Origin of the sequence: Pectobacterium sp. IFB5596, from assembly GCF_021432585.1 — a bacterium.
Lineage (GTDB): Bacteria > Pseudomonadota > Gammaproteobacteria > Enterobacterales > Enterobacteriaceae > Pectobacterium > Pectobacterium punjabense.
The window spans coordinates 13,465-38,167 of record NZ_LXFY01000030.1 but is presented as its reverse complement, the minus strand read 5'-3'; the positions used below and the strand labels follow the sequence as shown (position 1 = coordinate 38,167).

Sequence of the window (24,703 nt, the reverse complement as noted above, 5' to 3'; positions counted from 1 at the left end):
TGACGTACCGCTCTGGAGAGTTATTGATGCAACAGTTCGCAACCTTATCTCTTGCTTCACTGCTTATGTTAGGCACTTTTACCGCCTTTGCAGCAGAGAGTGGAGATGCTCCGGTGAGCAGCGGCTGGCATATTGATGATTCCGCCACGAAAGGCGTATCCAGCCAGCAAGGTATGTTCGATGGCGTGAGGTTGACTGAGCAACAGCGTCAGCAAATGCGTGATTTGATGCACCAGAGTCGTCAGGACAAACCGGCGTTTAACATCGAAGATATTAAAGCCATGCATCAGTTGGTGACCGCAGAAACGTTTGATGAAGCGGCGGTGCGAACGCAGATAACCCGAATGATGAGTGTGCAGATTGAGCGTCAGATTCAGATGACCCGAGTGCGCAACCAAATGTATAACCTGCTGACGCCAGCACAGAAAGACATTTTAGAGCTGAAGCATAAGCAACGAATGAAAGAGATGCAGCAGCAGATATCCATGTTTAACCAGATGGCCGCGCCATCACCAGGCACCACAAGCGATACTGAGACAGAGAATCCCGAGTAGTAGTGTAGTAAGTAGTCTGTAAGCGTAGTGCAGTCCGAGTAGCAAATGTGTAGTAGGTACACACCCTGTTTTTCCTTGCCATAGACACCATCCCTGTCTTTTTGCCCTCCATGATGGAGGGCTTTTTTTTGGTTTTTTTTAACGTTGATGGCGCATCTTGGCGCTAATAAGTCTGTGTCCGATTTACGTGGGTAAGATCATTCTTCAGCATAGTGAAGTGCTGCCATTAACTGGCATAATACACATGTCATTCTCGGTCAATATCTTAACGGGATACACCTATTGGGCATGCGCAGGTGTGTTGGCCTATACTCGTCATACTTCAAGTTGCATGTACGTTGGCTGCGTTCACTCACCCGAATCACTTACTTGAGTAAGCTCATCGGGATGAAATGAGAGACATCCTGTCTCTCACCGGAGGCCAGCCTTTGGCTGGTCAAATTCGTTCCTGACGAATTTGTCCTTCTCTTGCCGCCTGCCTGAAACTTGAATTATTTAGAGTAGACACTCGTTAAGGCCGCGCTGGTTAGCGTCGATGTATAATCGTGGCCGAGAGAAACACTTATTGCCGATACTTGCTGATGAGAAAGAGCGGGTATATATCGTTATTATTGAGGTTTTCGCATGAAAAAAGTTACCGTTGCCGCAACACAAATGGCGTGTTCCTGGGATCTGCCCAAGAATATCGAAAACGCTGAAAAGCTGGTGCGACAAGCGCATGCAAAGGGCGCGCAGGTTATCCTGATTCAGGAACTGTTTGCCGCACCGTATTTTTGTATCGATCAGAGCCCAGAGCACTATGCGCTGGCGCAGGAGCTGGAAACCAGCCCGCTGATTAAGCACTTCTCCGCACTGGCGGCGGAGCTGAATGTGGTGTTGCCGTTGAGCTTCTTTGAGCGTGCTAATAACGCCTATTACAACTCGCTGGTGATGATTGACGCAGATGGTTCCGTGTTGGACGTTTATCGCAAAACACACATTCCGAACGGCCCGGCGTATCAGGAAAAGCAATTTTTCATTCCGGGCGACACGGGCTTTAAAGTTTGGCAGACACGCTACGCGAAAATCGGTGTGGGTATTTGCTGGGACCAGTGGTTCCCAGAAACCGCACGTAGCCTGGCATTGCAGGGCGCAGAGCTGATTTTCTATCCGACCGCCATTGGTTCCGAGCCCGCCTACCCAGATATCGACAGCCAGCCGCACTGGACTCGCGTTCAGCAAGGGCACGCCGCTGCGAATCTGGTGCCGGTGATCGCATCCAACCGCATCGGTACGGAAGCCAGCAAATATATCGACGGTCTGGAAATGACGTTCTACGGTTCTTCTTTCATTGCCGATCAAACGGGGGCGCTGTTGGCACAGGCCAATAAGACAGATGAAGCGATTCTGGTGCATGAATTTGATTTAGAAGCGATTGCTGCGCAGCGTGCGTCATGGGGCCTGTTCCGCGACCGTCGCCCGGAAATGTACGGCACCATTGCCACCTCTGACGGCAAGACCCGGAGATAAGTGATGTCACAGCTAGCTACTCCTCATCTTACCACGCCGCATCAGGATGGTTTTGCGATGCCCGCCGAGTGGGCACCGCATGATGCCGTGTGGATGATCTGGCCATATCGCACCGATAACTGGCGCGAGCAGGGCATTCCGGCGCAAAAAACGTTCGCGCGCGTGGCGGAAGCCATCGCCCAAAACACGCCTGTTATCATGGGCGTGCCTGCGCGTTACAGGGCGGATGCGCAACAAGTGATGCCGGTGAATGTTACGCTGGTGGAAATGGAAAGCGACGATGCATGGATGCGCGACACTGGACCCACTATCGTGCTGAATCAGACGGGCGAACGTCGGGGTATCGACTGGCAGTTCAATGCCTGGGGCGGTGAACTGGGCGGTCTGTATGAGGACTGGCGTCAGGATGAGAAAGTCGCGGCACAGGTGCTGGACTATCATCAGGCCGCACGCTATGCCGCGCCGCTGATTCTGGAAGGCGGCTCGATCCATGTCGATGGTGAAGGCACATTGCTGACCACAGCGGAATGCTTGCTCAATCCGAACCGTAATCCGCATCTGAGTAAGGCAGAAATCGAACAGCTGATGCGTGATTACCTCAGCATCTCGACGATTATCTGGCTGGAAGAGGGCGTGTACAACGACGAAACCGACGGGCATATCGATAACATGTGTTGTTTCGTGCGTCCCGGTGAAGTGGCGCTGCACTGGACGGATGATGAAAACGATCCGCAGTATGCACGCTCTGTCGCGGCCTATGAGGTACTGTCGGCCGCGCGGGATGCAAAAGGACGCGAGCTGAAAATCTGGAAACTACCTGCTCCCGGCCCGCTCCATGCGACTATCGAGGAAGCGCAGGGCGTGGACAGCGGCGATGCGATTGAGCGCCTTGCCGGTGCTCGTCTGGCGGGGTCTTATGTGAATTTCCTGATCAGCAACCAGCAGATTGTTTTCCCACTGCTGGATGAAAAGACGGATGACGTTGCACGCGATCTGCTGCAACAGATGTTCCCTGGCTACTTGATTAGCGGCGTGCCTGCGCGGGAAATCCTGCTGGGCGGGGGAAATATTCACTGCATTACGCAGCAAATTCCTGCGGCGAAGTAACGTTTCCTATTCTCTGGTGACGGGCAATCACGTTAGCCATGATTATTCCCCCTGTTAGCATGCTGCTCACAGGGGGATCATCTCATCAGAGTTAGCTCAAAAGGCTGGCTCTATGCGGGAGTGTGTAGAGCCCGCATCAAATTTTGATGTCGTTTGGGGAATGGTTTTTAAGCCAATCCGACATCGCTGCATCCATGCGGGTTTGCCAACCACGACCAGTAGCTTTGAATGCGGCGATAACTTCCGGTGAGTATCGAATACTCACTTGTATTTTTGGAGCCGGTTTAACGGGGCGTCCCTGTTTGCGCATGGCTTTCAGTTTGCTGAAAGGCATAAGCTGCACGTTCTCACCTTCAAGCGAGCGTGTATCAGGATCTTGCGCAATGGCTTCCTGAATTTTACGGTCTTCCTCATCGGTAGGGAGGATAGTACCCTGCTTAAGTTTTGGCATATTTTTCCACCTCCGCTTTAGTGGCTTTCCGCAAACTGATAATGCGGTAAATTTCTTCGTCGTCTCCATCGCTGTAAGTAAATACGACGACATAAATTCGGTTGTTGAGATAAGCAAGGCCGTAAGTGATACCGATGTAACGGTCTTCGCTGTAGTTACCAAGAGAGTCAGATGCGGCAACCATTCGGTCCCAATCAAGATATTTAGCATCGGCCAAGTACACACCGTGTTTTTGCTTATTACTCTGATTCTTAATCGGGTCGAATATGATTTTCATTTATTTATTGTAGCTACAATAAATATGAAGTCAAACGCATAGAAACAGCCAGATAAGCTGACAGTAAACCTAGTAGTGCTGACAGTTGAATGAGATAAAAAAAGCCGGTTGGCGCAATAGCGTGAACCGGCTTTTTGATCGGACGGACCTTTGGCCGCCCATTTTCGATAAAGCTTAGCCGCGTTTTGCGTCGGCTGCGGCTTTCACGATCACCGCAAAGGCATCGGCTTTCAGTGATGCACCACCAACCAGCGCACCGTCGATGTCCGGTTGGGTAAACAGCTCTGCTGCATTCGCCGCATTAACTGAACCGCCGTACTGGATGATCACTTGTTCGGCAACGGCAGCATCTTGCTTGGCAATGTGGTCACGGATGAATTTGTGAACGGCCTGAGCCTGTGCTGGGGTTGCAGATTTGCCGGTACCGATAGCCCATACTGGCTCGTAGGCTACCACGGTGTTTTCAAACGCTTTCGCGCCCAGCGTATTCAACACGGCATCCAGTTGACGTGCGCAGACGGCTTCCGTCTGGCCTGCTTCGTTTTCTGCTTCAGTTTCGCCAATGCACAGCACTGGAATCAGGCCTGCGTCCTTCAGCACGCCAAATTTCTTGGCAATGAATTCATCGCTTTCTTTGTGGTAGGTACGGCGCTCAGAGTGGCCGATGATGATGTATTTCGCACCGATATCTTTCAGCATTTCAGCAGAGGTTTCACCGGTGAAAGCACCAGAAAGATTCACGTCAACGTTCTGCGCGCCCAGTGCAATGCGGCTGCCTGCCAGTTGGTGATTAGCTTGATCGAGGTAGATAGCAGGGGGGGCAATGGCTACGCCACAACCGTCAACGGTGCTGAGCTCTTTACGCAGGCCCGCGATCAGTTCGTTGACCATGTTTGTGCTGCCGTTCAGCTTCCAGTTACCCATAACTAATGGATGTCGCATCTTTTTTCCTCCAGCCGGAATCGCGAATGAATCAATATGTTAATAAATCAATGTATTAATGAACCGATGCATAAATTTTACTGCCGTCAGGCAATATAACTTGCCCACAGTATAGAGACGAAATGTGACCGTGGCTCTGTTTTTCGTCATGAATTACCGTGTTGATCACGGTTCAGATAGCGTTAGCTTAATCGGTTCAACAGCAAAAGTTAGCCCTTTTTCGCCATCATCTGCAACCACATAACGCAAAGCTCCCTCCGTTTGCTGATAAAAGCGCTGTCCTTTGCCCTTTTCCAGCAATTCAGTGACCTTTTTCATACTTTGTTCTTCCGTCAGCGAAGGGGCGAACGTGCGTGCCAGTGCAGCCATATAGTCGATGGCCTGTTTACGGCGCACCGTTGTTTCTTGTTCGCTCTGTGGCTGCGGTAGCAAGGTGATTTGCAGCGTTTTGATTTTCCCTGTGCCTTTCTCCAATGCGGTTGAGGCATAGAGGTAGTCGTTGATTCGGCTGGCCGCCCGCGTCAACATGCTGGTGATATTACCGGTATCGACCACCCGAAATTCGCCGATCGGCAGCGTTGGGTTGCTCAGGTTGTAGCGAGAACGGAACTGTGTGATGGTTTGATCGAAGGTTGGCGCACCGGCTAGTAGGTACGGCGCATTGGATGAGGTTTTGGGCGGAAACGTCGGATCGGCTCCCGCGTGAGTCTGGTACAGCACCAGCGATGATAAAACCAACAGTGAAGCGATGCGTTTTCGTGTCATAGGGATTTAGGTCAGCCATATTCAGAAAATATGCAGGCCGATAACGGCGGAATACGTTCGATTAAAGCGGCATTTGTACGTCATTGTCAAAAATAGTCGGTGGTCGCCTGAAATCACATCAGCTTGTCAAAAAATAGGACATGACGGCCAAAAATCGCGTAAATATTGCAGGTAAACACCTCGGTTGAGGTAAAATCACCCACAATAAAGAAGATTTATTCGGCCAGACAGGCTAACAATTCAGGGCGTTATCGTTAATGACATTACAGCAATGGTGCTTCTCGTTTAAAGGTCGTATTGGTCGTCGTGATTTCTGGCTCTGGATGGGTATTTGGGTGGCGCTGATGGCGGTATTGTTTACGCTTTCTGGTCAACGCTGGCTGGACACGCAATTGACGGCGTTTGGTTTAGTGGTCTTGTTGTGGCCGACGGCGGCGATGATGGTGAAACGGCTGCACGACCGTAACAAAAGTGGCTGGTGGGCGCTGTTGCTAGTGGTGGCGTGGGTATTGGCTTCAGGGAATTGGTATATGTTCTCCGCCATCTGGCAGTGGGGCATTGGTCGCTTCTTGCCGATCCTGATTGTCGTGATGACATTGCTCGACTGCGGTGTTTTTCTGGGGACAAAAGGAGAAAATCGGTTTGGAGCAGAGGCGGAACCATTTCGCTTCCGCCGCTAATTAGAACAACTGGCTGTTTACCAATAGTTTTCGGCAGTCATATGACCGGGTCTGCGGCGCAGGTGTTTGGTCATGTTCCGCTCTTCTTTCAGCAACAGTTGAGTATCACGCACCATCTGCGGGTTACCGCATAGCATGACATGGCTGGTAGCGGTATCCATCGGCAAGCCTACTGCGGCTTCCAGCGTACCGTTGCTGATCAACGTAGGAATACGTCCTGTCAGCGAACCTGCTTCCTCTTCCCGGCTAACCACCGTTTGAATATGCAGCTTACCATGGTAGCGCTGCTGTAATTGCTGCATCAGCGGCAGATAGCTCAGATCGCGTGAGAACCGGGCGGCGTGAACCAGCACGATGTTCTTAAAGCGTTCCAGCCCCTTGCCTTCCTGAAGGATGGACAAATAGGGGCCGATCCCCGTCCCTGTTGCCAGCATCCACAGCGTTTCACAGTCAGGAATCTCTTCCAGCACGAAAAAGCCAGCGGCCTCCTTGACGATCATGACTTCCGAACCGGGTTGCATGGCATGTAAATGAGGACTCAGTTTGCCTTCCGGCACCGTCACCAGATAGAACTCAAGCGTAGGATCGCTGGGTGCGTTCACGTAGGAATACGCGCGCTGCACCTTTTCACCCTCAATCTCCAGCGCCAACTTGCCATATTGCCCGGCAGTGAATGAATCGACGGGTGCATGCACCCGAATGCTAAACAGACTTTCTGTCCAGTTTTCCACCTGAATCACTTTGCCTGTCACCCATTCAGCCATATTTTTCTGCTCCTGTTGTACCCGTCATACTTCAAGCTGCATGTGCGTTGGCAATACTCGGCTCATCTCTGAGCCTCGCCCTGGGGGGCCGCCGCAAGCGGCGTTCAAATTGGCTAAGCCAATTTGTTCTTACTCACCCCAGTCACTTACTTGAGTAAGCTCCTGGGGACTCGCGCGATTGCCGCCTGCCTGCAACTCGAATTATCTAGGGTATCGACGCCACTATTTGTGCATGTAAGTTGTGCGTCTACGATACGCCATTTATTAACAACTGTGAAACAATCAGTCAGCGACGGTGGCCTGCTATAGCAAGAACTCGTGCAGCGTACGATCCTTACGATCCAGATAGTGCGTCGATTTAATTCGGCGGATCGTGCGGGATTTGCCGCGGATCAGCAGCGTTTCCGTGGTTGCCATGTTGCCTTTACGCGCGATCCCATCCAGCAAGTCACCTTTGGTGATGCCCGTTGCGGAGAAAATCACGTTGTCGTTGCGTGCCATGTCGTCGAGCTTGAGAACACCACCCGCTTCGATGCCCATTTGCCGACAGCGTGCAAGCTCGTCTTCACCGATGCGGCGGTTTTCAGCGCTATCGCCTTTGACTTCATGACGAGCCAGCAAACGTCCTTGCATGTCGCCATCGAGCGCACGGATAACCGCTGCCGAAATCACGCCTTCTGGCGCACCGCCGATACCGTACAACACGTCAACTTCGCTGTCCGGCATGCAGGTTAGGATGGATGCGGCTACGTCGCCGTCTGGAATAGCGAACACTTTCACGCCCAACTGCTGCATTTCTGCGATGCAGGCATCATGGCGCGGTTTAGCCAGCGTAGTGACGGTTAACTGGCTGAGCGGTTTACCCAGCTTCAGCGCGATATTGCGCAGGTTGTCCGTCAGCGGCAGGTTGAGGTCAATCGACCCTTTGGCCTCAGGCCCGACAATCAGCTTTTCCATGTACATGTCTGGTGCGTGCAGAAACGCGCCTTTTTCGCCGACGGCCAGCACAGCGAGCGCATTCGCCTGACCCATTGCCGTCATCCGTGTGCCTTCAATCGGATCGACAGCGATATCAACGGCATCGCCCAGGCCGGTACCAACCTGTTCACCGATGAACAGCATGGGCGCTTCGTCGATTTCCCCTTCGCCGATGACAATCTGACCGTTGATATTGACCTGATTCAGCATGATTCGCATCGCCTGTACGGCGGCATTGTCGGCGGCATTCTTGTCGCCACGACCTAACCACTTATAGCCTGCCAGCGCGGCTGCTTCAGTGACGCGCGAGAACTCGATGGCTAATTCACGTTTCATAAATACCTGTCTGTTGTCGATCGGGAAAGGAAGAGATGTGGACGAGGATTTTATCACAACGGGGGAAGAGGGAGGCTGAATGATAGGGAAAAAACGGGCGCGACAAACGCGCCCGATAGGAGGAATTAGGCGTCGTGCTCTTCCCAGTTACGGGCGCGGGCAACGGCTTTCTGCCAGCCGCTGTAGCGCACGTTACGCTCCACCGTTTCGATGCTAGGGCGGAATTCACGCTCAATAGTCGCTTTGCTCTTCACTTCATCGAGATCGTTCCAGAAGCCCGTGGCAAGGCCAGCCAGGAAAGCAGCACCCAGCGCGGTGGATTCACGCACTTCTGGACGTTCCACGAGCGTGCCGAGGATATCGGATTGGAACTGCATCAGGAAGTTGTTGGCGACGGCGCCACCGTCAACACGCAGTGATTTCAGACGCGTACCGGCATCTGCCTGCATCGCATCCAGCACGTCACGCGTTTGGAAGGCGATGGATTCCAGCGTTGCACGGATGATGTGGTTAGCATTCACGCCACGGGTCAGGCCGAAGATCGCGCCACGGGCATACGGGTCCCAATAAGGGGCACCCAAGCCGGTGAAGGCTGGTACGACATAGACGCCGTTGGTGTCCTTCACTTTCGTTGCGAAGTACTCGGAATCCATAGAGTCACCGATCAGTTTCAGCTCGTCACGTAGCCATTGGATAGAGGCACCGCCAACAAACACAGAGCCTTCCAGCGCGTAGTTCACCTCGCCGCGCGGGCCGCAGGCGATGGTGGTCAGCAAACCATGTTTGGACTGAACGGCTTCTTTACCCGTATTCATCAGCAAGAAACAGCCAGTACCGTAGGTATTTTTCGCCTGCCCAGGATTGACGCAAAGCTGGCCGTACAACGCCGCCTGCTGGTCACCTGCGATACCGGCGATAGGAATACGCGTGCCGCCTTTACCGCCGATGTTGGTCTGACCGTAGACTTCTGAAGACGCGCGCACTTCCGGCAGCATTTCGCGCGGAATATCCAGCGCTTCCAGCATGCGGGCATCCCATTCCAGCGTATGAATGTTAAACAGCATGGTGCGGGAGGCGTTGGTGTAATCTGTCACATGAACGCGCCCTTGCGTCATTTTCCAAATCAGCCAGGTATCAATCGTACCAAACAGTAATTCACCACGTTTTGCGCGTTCGCGGGAGCCTTCAACGTGGTCCAGAATCCATTTTACCTTGGTACCAGAAAAGTAGGGGTCGACCACCAGTCCGGTGGTGTTGCGAACGTACTCTTCCATACCGTCTTTTTTCAGCTTCTCGCAAATTTCAGCGGTACGGCGACACTGCCAGACGATCGCGTTATAAATCGGTTTCCCGCTCTCTTTTTCCCAGACGACGGTGGTTTCCCGCTGATTGGTGATACCAATACCCGCGACTTCATCTGCGCTGATATCGGCCTTGGCCAGCACTTCGACCAGCGTCGAGCTTTGTGTCGCCCAAATTTCCATAGGGTCATGTTCTACCCAGCCGGCTTTTGGATAGATCTGGGTGAATTCACGCTGTGACACGCTAATGATATTGGCGTCATGATCCAGTACGACAGCACGGGAACTGGTTGTGCCCTGATCGATAGCAACAATGTATTTTTTTTCCGGGTTCATAAATCCAATCCTGTAATGATTAACCGTGAAATAGGATGGTCGTGGCGTTAAGTTTAACGGCTTTCACGACGCGTGGTAGCTTCTGCCTCGGGTTCGCACACATCGCATGGCAGATTACGGCCAATCAGTGCGCGATAACCGAAGGCACCCAGACAGGCACCGATGATGGGGCCAAAAACAGGAACCAGGAAGTAAGGGATTTCGCGTGCGCCAGTGAAGGCGACGTTGCCCCAGCCCGCCAGGAACGCGAACAGCTTAGGACCAAAGTCACGCGCCGGATTGAGGGCGAAGCCGGTCAGCGGCCCCATAGATGCACCGATGACGGCAATCAGAATACCGATCAGCAGAGGAGCGAGCGGCCCGCGTGGGATGCCGTTACCGTCGTCGGTGAGCGCCAGAATCAGGCACATCAGAATCGCGGTGATGACGGTCTCAACCAGAAGCGCCTGCATCACGGAAATGTGCGGGTTCGGGTACGTTGAGAAAATGCCCGCTAAATTCAGGCTTTCTGTGCTGCCACGTACCATATTGTTAGTTTGTTCAAAATCCACAAACAGGTTGTAATACAGACCGTAGACCAGTGCGGCGGCACAAAATGCGCCTGCAATCTGCGCCACAATGTAAGGCACAACCTTGCGTCCATCGAAGCAGGCAAACAGCCACAAGGCGATAGTGACGGCCGGGTTGAGGTGAGCGCCGGAAATGGCGGCGGTCAGATAGATTGCCATCGCAACCCCCAGACCCCAAATGATGCTGATCTCCCACTGTCCGAAGCTGGCTCCCGCCAGTTTTAATGCGGCGACGCAGCCGACACCGAAGAAAATCAGCAGGCCAGTGCCGAGAAACTCGGCGATGCACTGGCCTTTTAGCGTTGAACGTTCTGCTTGGCTCATATTTTTTTCCTGCTGGGTAACGTACAGAGTGGTAGGTCTAAGGATACCGTTGGTGGCATCCCCTGTTTTAAATGTATTTATGATGTGAATTTATCGTTAATGCTCGAAAACGAGAAATATCGAAATTGAAATGTGTGTTGTGTGTCAAAAAAATGAGCGTATTCGCTTATAAAATGACTCGCAGTGGTTTTTCGTCCACGGTTAATAGTAACGTTCAGGTTAAATTTATTAACACAATAGGGGTAACGGGGAAGCGAATGGGGTAGTTTTCAGCCTACGCCGCCCATTTTTCCGTTTCGGCTGTCCGTTTTTCAGTTTGTACTGCCTGTTTTTCAGTTTGTACTGATAGTGTTACGTAAGAAAAGCTGCCACACTCGCGTAGTGGGGGATGTACGCTAGACAGGGCGCCATTGGCTACATACAATTTCGCTATGGTCTGTCTTGCCAGCCGTCCCACGGTCAGGATTATGTTTGTGGGCGGATGACGCGACACCGTGAGTGTTGGTTACAGAGTCCGAAAGCCAGCGTTAACCGATCTTTGCCTTGTTGCGATTAAAAGGGGTTTGAAGAATGTCATTTGAAGTGTTTGAAAAGCTGGAAGCGAAAGTTCAGCAGGCGATTGATACCATCACGCTGTTGCAAATGGAAATTGAAGAGCTGAAAGAACAGAACAACACACTGTCGCAGGATGTTCAGGCGGCAGCGGGTTCACGTGAAGCGCTGGTGCGCGAGAACGAGCAGTTGAAAGAAGAGCAAGTGGTATGGCAAGAGCGCCTGCGCGCGCTGTTAGGCAAAATGGAAGAAGTCTAATCAGGCTTGCTGGCTCAGATGCCGGAACGGCTTAGCGATTGAGCCAAATAAAAAAGGGCGTATATCGCCCTTTTTTGTGGTGATGCTACCGCAACGAAAGCGCGGAAATTCAACGATATTATTCAATATCCAGTGGGTCTTCCGACAGAATAATGCCTGTATTATCGGCATACAGATGGTCGCCGGAGAAGAAGGTTACGCCGCCGAAGTTGACGCGGATATCGCTTTCGCCAATGCCTTCGCTGCCTGCACCGACCGGAATGGCTGCCATAGCCTGAATACCAATATCCAGTTCCGCTAAATCGTCAACCTGACGCACCGCGCCATAAACGACAATGCCTTCCCACTCGTTTTGTGTCGCCAACCGGGCGATTTCCGCGTTGATCAACGCACGGCGCACTGAGCCCCCACCATCGATCAGAAGTACGCGCCCAAGGCCGTTTTCTTCAAGGAGATCGAAAAGCAGGCCGTTATCCTCGAAACATTTCACCGTGGTGATTTTGCCACCAAATGAGGTACGCCCGCCAAAGTTGGAGAACAGAGGCTCAACAACATTCACCTCTTCGTGGTAGATATCGCACAGCTCGGAAGTATCGTATTTCATAGGATTAACGTCAGGTTGCCGCCGGGATCATGAGTATATCCCTTTCTGGCGGCTGTTGGCAAAATCATCAAATGTTAACTTGATGCGCATCAGTAAATACGCATCGTTTCTTGCCCGCGCTCACTTTACCCGCACTAACTCAGTATCACACCCACGGCGAACAGAATGTTGGTCAGCAGCGCGCCTTTCACCGTTTTTTCCAGCATCGGGCGCATACTGAATGCGCTGGTTTCACGCAGTACATAGCGCGCCTGCTTAATCAGCAGCGGGAGTGCCAGAATAAACAGCCAGCCTGCCAGACTGTGCAGATAAAACGTCGCGAACAGGCCAAGACAAACCGGTGCCAGCAGTAGCAACATCGTGTGGTAGAAGCGTGCTTTTTCCGCCCCAAGACGCACCGCCAGCGTGTTTTTTCCACTAAGACGATCGTTGTCGATATCACGCAAATTGTTGATATTCAGTACCGCTGTTGCCAGCAGGCCGCAGGCCGTTGCAGGCAGCATCACGACGCTGTCAAAATGGCCTGTTTGTAGATAATACGACCCTGCTACGCTGAGCCAGCCGAAAAAGATCAACACCGAGATATCGCCAAGCCCGATATAGCCATAAGGTTTGTTGCCGACGGTATAGGTGATCGCGGCAAAAATCGCTAGCAGCCCCAGAATCAGGAAGCCAAAGATATCCGCAGGCTTTTCACACGCCAGAATCACCAAGCTAACACCGGAAATGATGGTAAGCGCCACGGTCACGATGAGCGCATTGCGCAGCTGTGACAGCGTAATAGCACCGGTTTGGATACCACGTAACGGCCCGATGCGTTCCTCGGTATCGCTACCTTTTACCGCATCCCCATAGTCGTTCGCCAGATTGGAGAGGATTTGCAGCAGTCCGGCGGTCAACAACGCCAGTAATGCTACGCCCGGTTTAAAGCTGCTATGCCAACTCGCAATCGCCGAGCCGGTGACGATGGATGCAAAAGCTAATGGCAACGTTTTTGGACGCAGACTATCCAGCCAGGCTTTGGTTTTGCTGCTATGGGTCGATAAGGTCATGGTGTGCTTCAATTTTTATTGACGATTCAATTGCGTGAATCATCCGTTTATAAACAAAAAAAGTCAGTGATGGCGGCGTCAGAAACAAAAGTGGGAGGCCAACGCCTCCCACTTTATCGTTAATCGTGCGATCCGCGAAAACGGATTATAAGATAAATCGACTCAGATCTTCATCTGCTACTAATTCATCCAGATGATTACGTACGTAATCTGCATCAATGGTAACGCTTTGACCGTGCATTTCGCTGGCGTCGTAAGATACATCTTCGATCAGACGCTCCATTACGGTGTGTAAACGGCGTGCACCGATATTCTCGGTGCTTTCGTTGACCTGCCAGGCCGCTTCGGCAATGCGGCGGATACCATCGGCGGTGAACGAAATATCCACGCCTTCCGTTGCCATCAGCGCTTTATACTGTTCAGTCAGCGAAGCACTGGGTTCTGTCAGGATGCGCTCGAAATCTTCCGTCGTCAGCGCCTGCAATTCCACACGAATCGGCAGACGTCCCTGTAGTTCTGGAATCAGATCGGACGGGCTGGCAACCTGGAACGCGCCAGACGCGATAAACAGGATATGGTCAGTTTTGACCATACCGTGCTTGGTCGATACCGTGCAGCCTTCAACCAGCGGCAGCAGGTCACGCTGAACGCCTTCACGAGAAACATCCGGGCCGGAGCTTTCGCCACGCTTACAGATTTTGTCGATCTCGTCGATGAACACGATACCGTGCTGCTCAACGGCTTCAATCGCCTGTTGTTTCAGCTCTTCTGGGTTCACCAGTTTGGCGGCCTCTTCTTCTATCAGCAGCTTGAAGGCCTCTTTGATTTTGACCTTACGGGCTTTCTGCTTCTGTCCTGCCAGATTCTGGAACATGGACTGTAGCTGATTAGTCATCTCTTCCATGCCCGGAGGTGCCATGATCTCTACGCCAACGGGGGCGGCAGCCAGATCGATCTCGATCTCCTTGTCGTCCAACTGACCTTCACGCAGTTTCTTGCGGAATGCCTGACGTGTTGCTGAGGGTTCCTGAGCGCTTTCTGCCTGTCCCCAGTTATTTTTCGCCGGAGGAATCAGCACGTCCAGAATACGATCTTCTGCCATTTCTTCCGCACGAAAACGATTTTTTTCGATGGACTGATGGCGCACCATTTTGATCGCGGAATCTGTCAGATCGCGGATGATGGAATCCACTTCTTTGCCGACATAGCCGACTTCAGTAAATTTGGTCGCTTCCACTTTGATGAACGGCGCATTGGCGAGCTTCGCCAGACGGCGAGCGATTTCGGTTTTACCTACGCCGGTTGGGCCGATCATCAGAATATTTTTAGGCGTTACTTCATGGCGGAGTGCTTCGTCCAACTGCATACGGCGCCAGCGGTTACGCAGCGCGATGGAAACAGCGCGTTTGGCTTTATTCTGGCCGATAATATAACTGTCGAGTTCGCTGACTATCTCGCGCGGGGTCATTTCAGACATGGTTGATCCTTACGCCTTGGAGGCTAATTCTTCTATCGTGTGGAACTGGTTGGTGTAGATACAGATGTCGCCAGCAATCCCCAAAGATTTCTCGACGATATCGCGGGCACCCAGTTCGGTATTTTCCAGTAAAGCGCGCGCGGCGGCTTGCGCGTAAGGACCGCCTGAACCAATGGCGATCAGATCGTTTTCAGGCTGTACGACATCACCATTACCGGTAATGATCAGTGAGGCATTTTCGTCTGCGACGGCTAACAGGGCTTCCAGCTTGCGTAGCATACGGTCGGTACGCCAGTCTTTCGCTAACTCGACAGCGGCTTTCACCAAATGGCCCTGATGTAATTCCAGCTTGCGCTCAAAAAGCTCAAAAAGGGTGAAAGCATCCGCGGTGCCACCGGCAAAACCAGCGATGACGCGGTCATGATAGAGACGACGTACTTTACGCACGTTGCCTTTCATCACAGTATTGCCCAGAGTCGCCTGTCCATCACCGCCAATAACCACTTGGCCATTGCGGCGTACGCTTACAATTGTTGTCACGAGTCAGTCCCCGTTTGAAGAAAAAGATCCCCGCATGACGCGGGGCACATTGATGTTATAGATGGGGGAACGAGTGGGGTTTTTCAACCCCCGCTGGCGAGAGGAATACAGTTTGATGCGCCCGCGCCTTTAAGACGTTGGATCATGCTGTCTGCGGCAGCACGGTTGTTGTAAGGTCCTAACATAATACGGTTCCAGCCGCCGTTGGAGGTGATGCGGCTTTCGATACCTGCAAACGCCAGCTGTGCTCTCACTGATTCGGCAGGGTCCATGGTTTTAAAGGAACCACACTGAATCGCCCAGCGTTGCGTTTTTTCAACTTTTGGTGCTTCAGGCTGTTTGACCGGCTGTGGCTTCGGTGCTTCCTGCTTTGGTGCCTCTTGTCGTGGAGCTTCTTGTCTTGGCACCACTTGCGTGACCGTTGGTGCTCGCGTTGCAGGCTGTGTCGTCACGACGGGTGGCTGCTGCATCGATTGCGTCGGTGGCTTAATGGTCACCTGCGAGCGTGGAACCTGCGTCTGGTCGTTATACGGTACTTCGGAAAGCTGTGTCGGTTGGCGACGCATATCAGACTGCATCTGTTCCAATAGCTGACGCTGTTCATCCGTCAACTGCACCGGCGAGCGGATCTCTCCACCCGCCGAAGGCTCCGTAGGTGCCGTGACGCCCAACTGACGATTTTCCAGTTCTTTGATGTAACGCCAACGTTCTTCCGGCTTGGGTGGCAGGCCATTACCTTTGCCCACGTTCTGATGCGGAAGGACGGGGGACTCTTCGGGTTTATTATGGGCGATGAAGTACAGACCGCCCGCGAAGGTGACCAAAACAGCAACAGCAAGCGCGACCATCGTTTTGGACGCACCTGAAGCGTTGCCTTTTTTTCGGCTATTTGTCGTTTTCCGACGCGTTCCTGATGAACGTCCCCGGCTCACGTAGTCTCTTTGTGCCACTGTCGTTTCGCTGTGAATTGATAGGTAAATGTACCCGTCATACTTCAAGTTGCATGTGCGTTGGCTGCGTTCACTCACCCGAATCACTTACCTGAGTAAGCTCATCGGGATTCCTTCCCTTGCCGCCTTCCTGAAACTCGAATTATTTAGGGGATAACATAATTAGGGGGTCATGTTACTGAACCCTCAAATATTTGACCAGCACCTGAAGTCTTAAAGCCTGTTACGGACGTAATTCGGGGCGGCGACGCTGTCGCGTATGACCAGCTCACTGGACAACAGACGGGAACCGCTTTGTACCGTATTACCTTGTAACTGCTCTAAGAGTAGCAGCATTGCCTCGCGTCCGATCTGATAGCGTGGTTGGGCGACAGAAGTCAGAGGCGGCCAACAATACTGCGCTTGCTCGATGTCGTCGAAACCGATAATGGAGAGATCGCGTGGGATGTCCAGCCCCATTTTACGGGCCTGTGCCAGTACGCCCAGCGCCATGAGATCGCTATGGCAGAAGATAGCGCTGGGCGGCTGAGGATGTTGCATCAGAGCAATCAGACCGTTGATCCCCGTTTCGTAGGTGAAATCGCCCCGAAAAATATATTGGTTATCGATAAGCATGCCATTGCGACGCAGAGCCTGAATGTACCCTTGCAAGCGATATTGACTCAGATGCATGTGCTCCGGGCCGGCAATGCAGGCGATGCGCTGGTGACCGGCCTGATACAGATAATGTACGGCTTCAAAGGCGGCGGTCAGATTATCGATATGCACGGTTGGCAGCGCCAGATCCGGTGAGAACTCATTCGCCATCACCATCGGTGGCAGATTACGCTGCTCTTCCTGGCCGGCATCAAATGGCAGGTTAGAGCCGAGCAACACCATACCGTCGATCTGTTTAGTGATAATCAGATCGACGAAGGTTTTTTCCCTTTGATGCTGGTGCGCGCAGTCGCCAATCAATACCAGATAGCCGTGTTCGGCAGCCGTTTCCTCGATCCCGCGAAATATTTCGGAGAAATAGGGATCGCAGATGTCGGGTACGATCGTCAGGATCGTGCGCGATTCGTTACGCTTGAGGTTGCGGTTGAGTGCGTGAGGCGAATAGCCAACGGCGATGACAGCCTGCTCGACCTTCCTGCGGGTGGTCGCAGAGACTTTTTCCGGGTTCATTAACGTTCTGGATACGGTGGCGGTGGAAACGCCCGCCTCATCCGCCACGTCTTTCATCGTCGCCGTGGTGACGCCTTTCTTCTGCTTCAACGCTTTTCTCCTTGCGTCAGCGTTAACTGGCGCTGACGGCCAGCAGAATGTTCCTGTCTGCTGACGCTCTATGATTACGGGTAATGCTGTCTGGCACGCATACTAAGGGAATGGTGCCGCGCCTCAGGATACTGCCTGCGCAGACAGTGATAACAGATTGAACGCAGGTTTTGTTGCTTAATTTGCACAGAAAGTGTGATGGATATCGTGTTCTCGACGCCGATCGCAAAAATGTGTGGCAAGAAACCTGACATGGCTTAACAGGAAACGCTAACCGTCCGTGGGGTCGACATCCAGCACCCATTTCACTTTACGTGCCTGCGGCAACGTACCGATTAGCGCCAACGATGTTCTAACCAGTTTCTGTAACAACGCTCTGGAGGGGTGCTGTAGCAGGAGTTGCCAGCGGAAGCGCCCTGCACGTTTGGGCTGTAAAGCGGGCACCGGGCCCAACAGCCAGAGTGATTCATCCCGTAGGGGGCTGGCTTCCAGTAAGTTACGCAATTGCTGGAGAAATAAGGCGGCCTGCTGATTATCATGATCGTCAGCGCGGAAGAGGATATGGCTGGTAAACGGCGGCAGAAAAACACTCTTTCGTTCAGTAAGTGCCTGACTGGCAAAGGCATCGTAGCCTTGGTGCAGCAGCGTCTGTAATAACGGGTGTTCTGGGTGGTGTGTTTGCAACGCCACCTCGCCCGCTTTGCCTGCGCGCCCCGCGCGACCCGCCACCTGAGTATAGAGCTGCGCAAAACGTTCGGCTGCGCGGAAGTCGGCGGAGAACAGCGAACCGTCAACGTCCAGCAAGGCCACCAGCGTTACATCAGGGAAATGGTGGCCTTTTGCTAACATCTGTGTACCGATAAGAAGGCGTGCGCCTCCTTGTCTGACCTGCGAGAGCTGCTGCTCAAGCGCACCTTTACGGCTGGTGGTATCACGATCGATGCGGGTGATTGGGACATCGGGAAAGAGCGGGGCAAGGCTTTGCTCTAACTGCTCGGTGCCCAGACCGACGGGTACCATATTGGTCGAGCCGCAGCCGGGACACTGTTGTGGAACCGGACGCTGGCTGTCGCAGTGGTGGCAGCGCAACATCTTCTGGTGCTGGTGGTAGGTATAATAGTGATCGCAGCGCTGGCACTCGGCAATCCAACCGCACTCATGGCACATGACTACGGGGGCGAATCCGCGCCGATTAAGGAACAAAATAACCTGATTATCGTTCGTCAGATGGTGACGGATACGGGTAATCAGCGGCTGAGATAATCCTGCCGTCAGCGGCAAACTTTTCAGATCGATAACGTGTTGTTTGGCTAGTGCGGCGTTGCCCGCTCTTTTGGTCAGGTTTAATCGGCGATACTTGCCGATCTGGACGTTATGCAGCGTTTCCAGTGCGGGCGTCGCTGTTCCCATCACGATCGGAATATCTTCCTCTCTGGCGCGGAAGACGGCCAAATCACGGGCGTGATAGCGCCAGCCTTCCTGTTGTTTATAGGAACTGTCGTGCTCTTCATCGATCACAATCAGCCCTAAACGGGCAAAGGGGGTAAATAGTGCCGATCGCGTTCCGATGACGATCGCCGCTTCGCCGCTGCGGGCGCGCAGCCAAACCGCGAGACGTTCGCTGTCGTTGAGTGCCGAGTGCAGCACATCCACCGGGGCGTTAAACCGTTCTCGGAAGCGGGCGATAGTTTGCGGCGTCAGGCCAATTTCCGGCACTAATACCAGCGCCTGTTTGCCCTGTGCCAGCACGTTTTCCAATACGCTGAGATAGACTTCGGTTTTGCCCGAGCCGGTGATACCCGCGAGCAGCCAGGCGGCAAAGTGGTTATCTTCGCTGCGGATAGCGCCGACGGCGGTGGCCTGTTCAGTATTCAGGCGTAAGCGGTCGGTGGCCAGGCTAAAGCTTTGACGCCAGTCGTGGGGCGTTTGCTCTGCGGCCCGTAATTCGCACAGCCCTTTGCTGCGCAACGCCTGCAACGCCGTCTCCGTCAGCCCGATTTCGCTCACCTGATGACGATAAAGCGGTGATTGAAGTAAGGCCGCCAGCGCCTGCTGCTGCTTGGCGGCGCGTTTGAGCGTGCTGAGCGGCGTCGCCCGGCCTTGCTCGGTGGCAAACCACTGCCAGAGCGGCGCGCGGTGTGCGGGTTTCCCCTGGCGCAGTAATATCGGCAACGCATGAAACAGCACTTCACCAATCGGGTAGTGATAGTACTCGACGGCCCACAGTAAAATACGCCACAGACTGGGGGGAAACAGCGGCTGTTCGTCCAGCACATCGTGCACGGGTTTTAATTGCTCAAGCGGAAGTTCGCTGGTGTCGCTCAGTGCGGTAATAATGCCGATGGCTTTACGGTTACCAAAAGAGACACTGACGCGAGTGCCAACCTGCGGAGTCACTCCTCCTGTGGGTAGCAAATAATCGAATGTACGTGCCAGTGGCACGGGCAAAGCGACCTGAGCGACAGACATGGCTTCTCCGTGGTAGTCGACGTGATTTGCGTGGCGATAAATGACATAACCGAGCGGTCTGTATCATGCGCGACGCGGGGTGAAAATAACGCAAGGCGCTAGTGTACATGCTGAGAGGGATAATGTGTGGCTGCGATTGCATCGGGGTAGCAGATTCTGTATGATCCGCCGCCATTGTGCCGTTTGCATAATGAAACTTACTTATACAACTTTCGTGTGGTGTCTGGCGGAACAGGGCTGGATAGCGACACGGCCTTAACTGAGGTTTCCCCATGAAAAAAGGTATTCACCCGAATTATTCTGCAGTTACTGTAACTTGCTCTTGCGGTAACGTGATCAAAACCCATTCTACCGTGGGTCGTGACCTGAACCTGGACGTTTGTGGCGAATGTCACCCGTTCTACACTGGCAAACAACGTGATGTTGCAACCGGTGGCCGTGTTGACCGCTTCAACAAGCGTTTCTCCGTACCAGGCGCTAAAAAATAAGTTCTACTGGCCAATAGGTACAGTAACTTTCTGCAAAGGCACCAACAGGTGCCTTTGTTGTTTCTGGTGGCTCAGTGCTGTTCATCGGGAAGACGAGATTCGCTCTAATGCCGCCTGCGCGAGAAAACCTGAGCGGCTTTTAAATTCAGGATTACTCGCCACGCAACGATCAATTCGGTCAATCAGTGATTTAGGCAGCGTGACGTTAATTTTTTCTGAACCGCCCATTAAACGCGTCACATCGATATCAACAACCGCCCACGTGTACCCAGTGTATTCTGCGCTTTTTGCCAATTGGCCTACTGAAGACACGGTGGGAATATCCTGACCCATCTCGATCAGCAGTTCGATATGTCCGGTAATCGCCTCTTTAGCATTCGCGATGGCATCGTCTAGCGTATCGCCTGCAGAAAAACAGCCCGGTAGATCTGGCACTGTTACGCCGTATGCGTGGGTATCGTCGCCTGCTTCAATTGCAATCGGATAAAACATAATTAAGCCTCTTCGAGTCAGCGATGATCATATTCCTGCTTGTTTCCTGATGCTTTTTACCGTACCTATCGGTAAATCTTTCTTAGGGTGGGGGATTGTGACTAACCCCGGTTTACTAGGATGCATAAAATGGTGGTGGCTTCCGTTCACTCTTATCAGTTCCCACCCATCGGCCTTGATTTCTGCTATTAACGTCCTGCTATCCATCCCTGCACCCCGTTGCCCTTTAATACGATAAAGATAACCCCAATAACTCCATCTGGCAATGTTTTGGAGTTATTGGAGTTATTTCATCCCTGCTGACGTTTTACCAGCATCCCCAGAACGAAGATACCACCCAATCCCGCAGTAATAATCCCGATGGGCAATTCCTGTGGTGCCAGTAGCTGTCGGCTGAGCCAATCGCCGCCGCACAGCAGTATCGCTCCCAGCACGGCGGTCATCGGCAGAAGCTTCTTGTGTAGCACGCCGCTCAGCGGGCGAGCCAGATGGGGAATCATCAGGCCGATGAAACCGATCACGCCAGTCAGCGCGACTAGCAGTGAGGTGGCGAACGCACAGCAGATGAAGATTTCCACCCGTACGCGAGACAGATTCACCCCCATGGAAGCCGCAGTTTGCCCGCCAGCCAACAGCGCGTCGAGCGCTCGCCAGCGCAGGGCGGTGAGGCCAAATAGCAGCACAACGCTGAACAGCGCGAAAGGTAACGTGTCCCAACGGGCAAGGCCCAGCCCACCCAATGACCAGAAAAGAATCGAACTGGCAGCCCGCTGATCGCCGGAAAACACCAAATAATTTGTCAGCGCGCCGAACAGAAATGAGATTGCCAATCCGCAGATGATGAGGCGCTCTGCGCCCCGCGCCTGTTGCAGCAGAAACAGCACGGTCACGGCGACGGCCGATAAGAGTCCGCCGCAGAAGGCCGCCATCGGTAGCGCCCAGTCACCGAGCTGCTCACCAAAGCGCGTGATGACCGCTACGGCACCCGCTGAGGCACCGGCAGAAAGGCCGAACAGAAAAGGGTCAGCCAGATCGTTACGGGTTGCTGTTTGCAAAAAGGCACCGACCATCGCTAACCCCGCGCCGCACAACGCTGCCAGCAGGCTGCGGGGAATACGCAGTTCCAGAATGATGCGTGAGGTCATCGGCGAGACGTCTGCTGACGATAACCCCACTACGCTGGCGACCTGCGTAAGAGGGATCGTCGTGCTGCCTGTCGCGATATTTAACAGCATCAGCCCAACCAGTATCAGCAGCGCGATAGCGAAGGTCGCAACATAACGTGAAGACGTTGGGCTCACTTAAAGGCATCCGGGTAAAGGGCGTGTGCCAGTTTATCGACGGCAGTGATATTCGCGGGCCCCGGTGTGAGCTCCGCATATTGCAGCTTCAGATAACGATGCTGTTGTACGGCTGGGGTAAATTTCATCAGCGGGTGTGATTCCAAAAATTCCCTTAACGCTTCTGCGCCGTTGCCTGTCTGGTAATCCAGCAAAATAATAAAGTCAGGCTCGCGCGCTGCCACGCTTTCCCATGATGTGGAAGCCCAACTCGTTGCCATATCGTCCATCACATTCTTGCCACCCGCAGCCTCAATGATGGCGGTTGGCATGGCGAATTTCCCGCTGGTAAAAGGTTTATCTTCACCCGAGTCATACAGAAAAATTTTCTGTTTTGGCCGATTGCCGATACGGGTTTGCAGGGCGGCAAGGCGCTGTTTCCACGTGTCGATCTGTTCCTGAGCCTGTTCCTGCTTACCGAAGATTTTCCCCAGCTTCAGCAGGTCGCCATAGAGCAGATCCATAGTGGCTTGCGGACGCGGCTGTTGCTGCTCGGTGAACACGCAGCTTTCGCTGAGCACCAGCGTTTGAATACCATATTTTTGCAGCGATTGCGGTGTGACTTCTCCGCCGACTTTCATGCCGTAGTTCCACCCAGCAAAGAAGAAATCCGGATGTACAGCCAGCAGGTTTTCCAACGTCGGGTATTTTGCTGCCAGTTCAGGGATCGTGCCCTGCTGCTTGATAAAGTCTGGCGTTGCCTTATACCAGCCAGTGATACCGGTCAGCCCGACAATACTTTTTTGCAGCCCAAGCGCAAACGCCATTTCCGCCATATTCAGGTCATGAATCACGGCGCGCTGCGGCGGTTGGGTGAAGGTTAGCGGTTGCCCACAGCTGTCGACCGTGACCGGAAAACCCGAGGCGTGTGCCCAGCACGACGTTAATGCCAGCAGTCCAGACAGAAGCGTTATTTTCATCAGGGTTCCTTAGTGCAGTTCAGGGGCTTCAAAGATGCGAATGGGGGAGCCATTTCGCGGATGCGGTACCGTAAAACTCTCCATCCCAAAGACCGATTTCACACAGTCAGGGTTCAGCGCGTGTGCAGGCGTTCCCCAGCGGAGTAGCGCACCCTGCTGCAAAACGGCGACGCGATCGGCAAAGGGCGTAATCAATGGCAGATCGTGCAATACCGCTAGCGTTGAAATACCGCGTTTTCGTACCAGAGACAGTAGCTGTGCGCGTGCTAACGGATCGAGATGGTTGGTCGGTTCATCTAGCAGCAGGAGCTGCGGCGTTTGGGCAAAAGCGCGTGCCAGCGAGGCGCGTTGACGTTCCCCGCCGGAGAGCGTACCCAGCAGGCGGTGGCGCAGCGGTAATAATCCGGTATCGTCCAGCGCTTCTTCGATGAGTTGGCGATCGTGCGCAGGTGTACTGAATCCATGGTGGGGAATCCGCCCTAAGGCGACGTACTCCGCAACCCGCAGGCGCAGATCTGGGGCATCATTTTGCGCCAGAATCGCGATGCGCTTTGCCCGCTCATGACGGCTGAGTGCGTTCAGCGGTTGGCCGTTCAAATGGACATCGCCTGCGGTTGCACTAAGTTCGCTGGTCAGCACGCGTAACAGTGTGGATTTGCCGCTGCCGTTGGGGCCGATGAGTGCCAAACGTTCGCCTGTATGCATGGAAAGCGAAATATCACTGAGCCTGGGAGCCCGATTAGCGTCGGCAACGGAAACATGGTGAAGCTGTAGCAGTACGGGGCTGTTAGAGAGTGGCTCTGTCATGATGCGGCATATCATCGTCATACGTTAAAAATGATATGTTATAACATAACAAATTAAATGCAATCCCGATTCACAACATGAGCGGAAAAGGAAGTGGCTGAAAGAAGATAAGGTGGCGGGTGTTAAAGGTGCAATGGGAGGAATAAGGGTTTTCTACATAGCAAAACTCCGCCGGGAAAGGCGGGGTTTTGCGAGGAAATAGACAGCGCAAACGCGATCAGTATTCCCACGTATCTGGGTCGATGCCCATTTCACGCATGATGATTTTCGCTGCCTCAGGAATTTCATCGCTGCGCTCTTTACGCAGGTCTTCATCATTCGGTAACGGTTGACCTGTGAACGCATGCAGAAACGCTTCGCACAGCAGCTCGCTGTTGGTGGCGTGGCGCAGGTTGTTCACCTGACGACGTGTGCGTTCGTCAGTTAGTATCTTCAATACTTTCAAGGGAATAGATACTGTTATCTTCTTGACCTGTTCGCTTTTTTTACCGTGTTCAGCGTAAGGGCTGACATACTCGCCGTTCCACTCAGCCATGGGATACCTTAAAAATTAATCTAATGAAGACAGCATCTGTCATGAAATGCCACAATTCTAGCGGTTATT

27 protein-coding genes are annotated in these 24,703 nt (G+C 53.1%); 6 read left to right on the top strand and 21 right to left on the bottom strand.

The features are described 5' to 3' along the window. The first annotated feature begins 26 nt into the window (after positions 1–26). The 3 genes from cpxP (at position 27) to aguA (ending at position 3,170) form a co-directional block, all read left to right on the top strand. Entirely contained in the window at positions 27–554 is a 528-nt protein-coding gene (cpxP, locus tag A6301_RS17915) for a cell-envelope stress modulator CpxP (protein WP_215483334.1), read from the top strand. A 624-nt stretch (positions 555–1,178) separates the two neighbouring features. After that, the gene (gene aguB, locus A6301_RS17910) at positions 1,179–2,063 is read left to right on the top strand and encodes an N-carbamoylputrescine amidase (RefSeq protein WP_039474891.1); all 885 of its coding nucleotides are present in this window, start codon (positions 1,179–1,181) and stop codon (positions 2,061–2,063) included. Between the two features lie 3 nt (positions 2,064–2,066). After that, positions 2,067–3,170 (top strand): agmatine deiminase, encoded by a 1,104-nt coding sequence (gene aguA, locus A6301_RS17905; protein WP_234258404.1) that lies wholly within the window; start codon positions 2,067–2,069, stop codon positions 3,168–3,170. Positions 3,171–3,306: 136 nt separating this feature from the next. Here aguA and A6301_RS17900 read toward each other — a convergent pair whose 3' ends face one another. From A6301_RS17900 to A6301_RS17885, 4 genes are all read right to left on the bottom strand, one after another. Then, positions 3,307–3,621 (bottom strand): BrnA antitoxin family protein, encoded by a 315-nt coding sequence (locus A6301_RS17900; protein ID WP_039502359.1) that lies wholly within the window; start codon positions 3,619–3,621, stop codon positions 3,307–3,309. Continuing rightward, positions 3,608–3,838, bottom strand: coding sequence for a BrnT family toxin (locus A6301_RS17895; protein WP_072037288.1), 231 nt, complete (start codon positions 3,836–3,838; stop codon positions 3,608–3,610). The genes A6301_RS17900 and A6301_RS17895 overlap by 14 nt, the downstream gene beginning before the upstream one ends. Positions 3,839–4,072: 234 nt before the next feature. Next, positions 4,073–4,840, bottom strand: coding sequence for a triose-phosphate isomerase (tpiA, locus tag A6301_RS17890; RefSeq protein WP_107168687.1), 768 nt, complete (start codon positions 4,838–4,840; stop codon positions 4,073–4,075). 165 nt (positions 4,841–5,005) lie between these two features. After that, positions 5,006–5,605: a YiiQ family protein gene (locus A6301_RS17885; RefSeq protein ID WP_107168688.1), complete on the bottom strand. Its 600-nt coding sequence runs from the start codon at positions 5,603–5,605 to the stop codon at positions 5,006–5,008. 257 nt (positions 5,606–5,862) lie between these two features. Here A6301_RS17885 and A6301_RS17880 point away from each other — a divergent pair, with 257 nt between their 5' ends. Further along, positions 5,863–6,285, top strand: a complete 423-nt coding sequence (locus A6301_RS17880) for a DUF805 domain-containing protein (RefSeq protein ID WP_205540694.1) — start codon at positions 5,863–5,865, stop codon at positions 6,283–6,285. A gap of 17 nt (positions 6,286–6,302) precedes the next feature. Here A6301_RS17880 and fpr read toward each other — a convergent pair whose 3' ends face one another. The 4 genes from fpr to A6301_RS17860 form a co-directional block, all read right to left on the bottom strand. Beyond that, a complete protein-coding gene (fpr, locus tag A6301_RS17875) occupies positions 6,303–7,049 on the bottom strand; it encodes a ferredoxin--NADP(+) reductase (RefSeq protein WP_107168690.1) in 747 nt (248 codons plus the stop codon). 303 nt (positions 7,050–7,352) lie between these two features. Continuing rightward, positions 7,353–8,363, bottom strand: coding sequence for a class II fructose-bisphosphatase (gene glpX, locus A6301_RS17870; protein ID WP_205540696.1), 1,011 nt, complete (start codon positions 8,361–8,363; stop codon positions 7,353–7,355). 125 nt (positions 8,364–8,488) lie between these two features. Beyond that, positions 8,489–10,000 (bottom strand): glycerol kinase GlpK, encoded by a 1,512-nt coding sequence (gene glpK, locus A6301_RS17865; RefSeq protein ID WP_107168692.1) that lies wholly within the window; start codon positions 9,998–10,000, stop codon positions 8,489–8,491. Between the two features lie 53 nt (positions 10,001–10,053). Further along, on the bottom strand, positions 10,054–10,893 hold the full coding sequence (locus tag A6301_RS17860) for an MIP/aquaporin family protein (RefSeq protein WP_010281531.1): 840 nt from the start codon (positions 10,891–10,893) through the stop codon (positions 10,054–10,056). Between the two features lie 570 nt (positions 10,894–11,463). Between A6301_RS17860 and zapB the strand changes: the two genes are divergently transcribed. Further along, entirely contained in the window at positions 11,464–11,703 is a 240-nt protein-coding gene (gene zapB / locus A6301_RS17855) for a septal ring assembly protein ZapB (protein WP_005973326.1), read from the top strand. A 118-nt stretch (positions 11,704–11,821) separates the two neighbouring features. Here the strand turns inward: zapB and rraA are convergent, their stop codons facing one another. The 7 genes from rraA to priA all read right to left on the bottom strand — a co-directional run bounded on the left by rraA (position 11,822) and on the right by priA (position 20,052). Then, positions 11,822–12,307, bottom strand: a complete 486-nt coding sequence (gene rraA / locus A6301_RS17850) for a ribonuclease E activity regulator RraA (protein ID WP_005973328.1) — start codon at positions 12,305–12,307, stop codon at positions 11,822–11,824. Positions 12,308–12,441: 134 nt separating this feature from the next. Further along, a complete protein-coding gene (locus tag A6301_RS17845; protein ID WP_107168693.1) occupies positions 12,442–13,359 on the bottom strand; it encodes a 1,4-dihydroxy-2-naphthoate polyprenyltransferase in 918 nt (305 codons plus the stop codon). Positions 13,360–13,504: 145 nt separating this feature from the next. Beyond that, positions 13,505–14,836 (bottom strand): HslU--HslV peptidase ATPase subunit, encoded by a 1,332-nt coding sequence (hslU, locus tag A6301_RS17840; RefSeq protein ID WP_107168694.1) that lies wholly within the window; start codon positions 14,834–14,836, stop codon positions 13,505–13,507. Positions 14,837–14,845: 9 nt separating this feature from the next. Next, a complete protein-coding gene (hslV, locus tag A6301_RS17835; RefSeq protein WP_005973334.1) occupies positions 14,846–15,376 on the bottom strand; it encodes an ATP-dependent protease subunit HslV in 531 nt (176 codons plus the stop codon). 83 nt (positions 15,377–15,459) lie between these two features. Then, the gene (gene ftsN / locus A6301_RS17830) at positions 15,460–16,326 is read right to left on the bottom strand and encodes a cell division protein FtsN (protein ID WP_234258403.1); all 867 of its coding nucleotides are present in this window, start codon (positions 16,324–16,326) and stop codon (positions 15,460–15,462) included. A gap of 213 nt (positions 16,327–16,539) precedes the next feature. Further along, positions 16,540–17,583 (bottom strand): DNA-binding transcriptional regulator CytR, encoded by a 1,044-nt coding sequence (cytR, locus tag A6301_RS17825; RefSeq protein ID WP_205540699.1) that lies wholly within the window; start codon positions 17,581–17,583, stop codon positions 16,540–16,542. 270 nt (positions 17,584–17,853) lie between these two features. Beyond that, the gene (gene priA / locus A6301_RS17820) at positions 17,854–20,052 is read right to left on the bottom strand and encodes a primosomal protein N' (protein ID WP_234258402.1); all 2,199 of its coding nucleotides are present in this window, start codon (positions 20,050–20,052) and stop codon (positions 17,854–17,856) included. 272 nt (positions 20,053–20,324) lie between these two features. Here priA and rpmE point away from each other — a divergent pair, with 272 nt between their 5' ends. Beyond that, positions 20,325–20,540 carry a 50S ribosomal protein L31 gene (rpmE, locus tag A6301_RS17815; RefSeq protein WP_010281510.1) on the top strand — a complete coding sequence of 72 codons (216 nt, stop codon included), beginning with the start codon at positions 20,325–20,327 and terminating at the stop codon, positions 20,538–20,540. Positions 20,541–20,621: 81 nt separating this feature from the next. On the opposite strand, the gene A6301_RS17810 is transcribed toward rpmE, so the two are convergent. The 6 genes from A6301_RS17810 to metJ form a co-directional block, all read right to left on the bottom strand. Beyond that, a complete protein-coding gene (locus A6301_RS17810) occupies positions 20,622–21,032 on the bottom strand; it encodes a type II toxin-antitoxin system HicB family antitoxin (protein WP_107168698.1) in 411 nt (136 codons plus the stop codon). Positions 21,033–21,059: 27 nt separating this feature from the next. Then, positions 21,060–21,239: a type II toxin-antitoxin system HicA family toxin gene (locus A6301_RS17805; RefSeq protein WP_010281507.1), complete on the bottom strand. Its 180-nt coding sequence runs from the start codon at positions 21,237–21,239 to the stop codon at positions 21,060–21,062. An 83-nt stretch (positions 21,240–21,322) separates the two neighbouring features. Further along, positions 21,323–22,333, bottom strand: coding sequence for an iron ABC transporter permease (locus tag A6301_RS17800; protein ID WP_234258401.1), 1,011 nt, complete (start codon positions 22,331–22,333; stop codon positions 21,323–21,325). Further along, positions 22,330–23,292: an ABC transporter substrate-binding protein gene (locus A6301_RS17795; RefSeq protein WP_234258400.1), complete on the bottom strand. Its 963-nt coding sequence runs from the start codon at positions 23,290–23,292 to the stop codon at positions 22,330–22,332. The genes A6301_RS17800 and A6301_RS17795 overlap by 4 nt, the downstream gene beginning before the upstream one ends. 9 nt (positions 23,293–23,301) lie before the next feature. Continuing rightward, on the bottom strand, positions 23,302–24,099 hold the full coding sequence (locus A6301_RS17790; RefSeq protein WP_234258399.1) for an ABC transporter ATP-binding protein: 798 nt from the start codon (positions 24,097–24,099) through the stop codon (positions 23,302–23,304). A gap of 217 nt (positions 24,100–24,316) precedes the next feature. Beyond that, positions 24,317–24,634 carry a met regulon transcriptional regulator MetJ gene (gene metJ / locus A6301_RS17785; RefSeq protein WP_005973355.1) on the bottom strand — a complete coding sequence of 106 codons (318 nt, stop codon included), beginning with the start codon at positions 24,632–24,634 and terminating at the stop codon, positions 24,317–24,319. Positions 24,635–24,703: the final 69 nt, after the last annotated feature.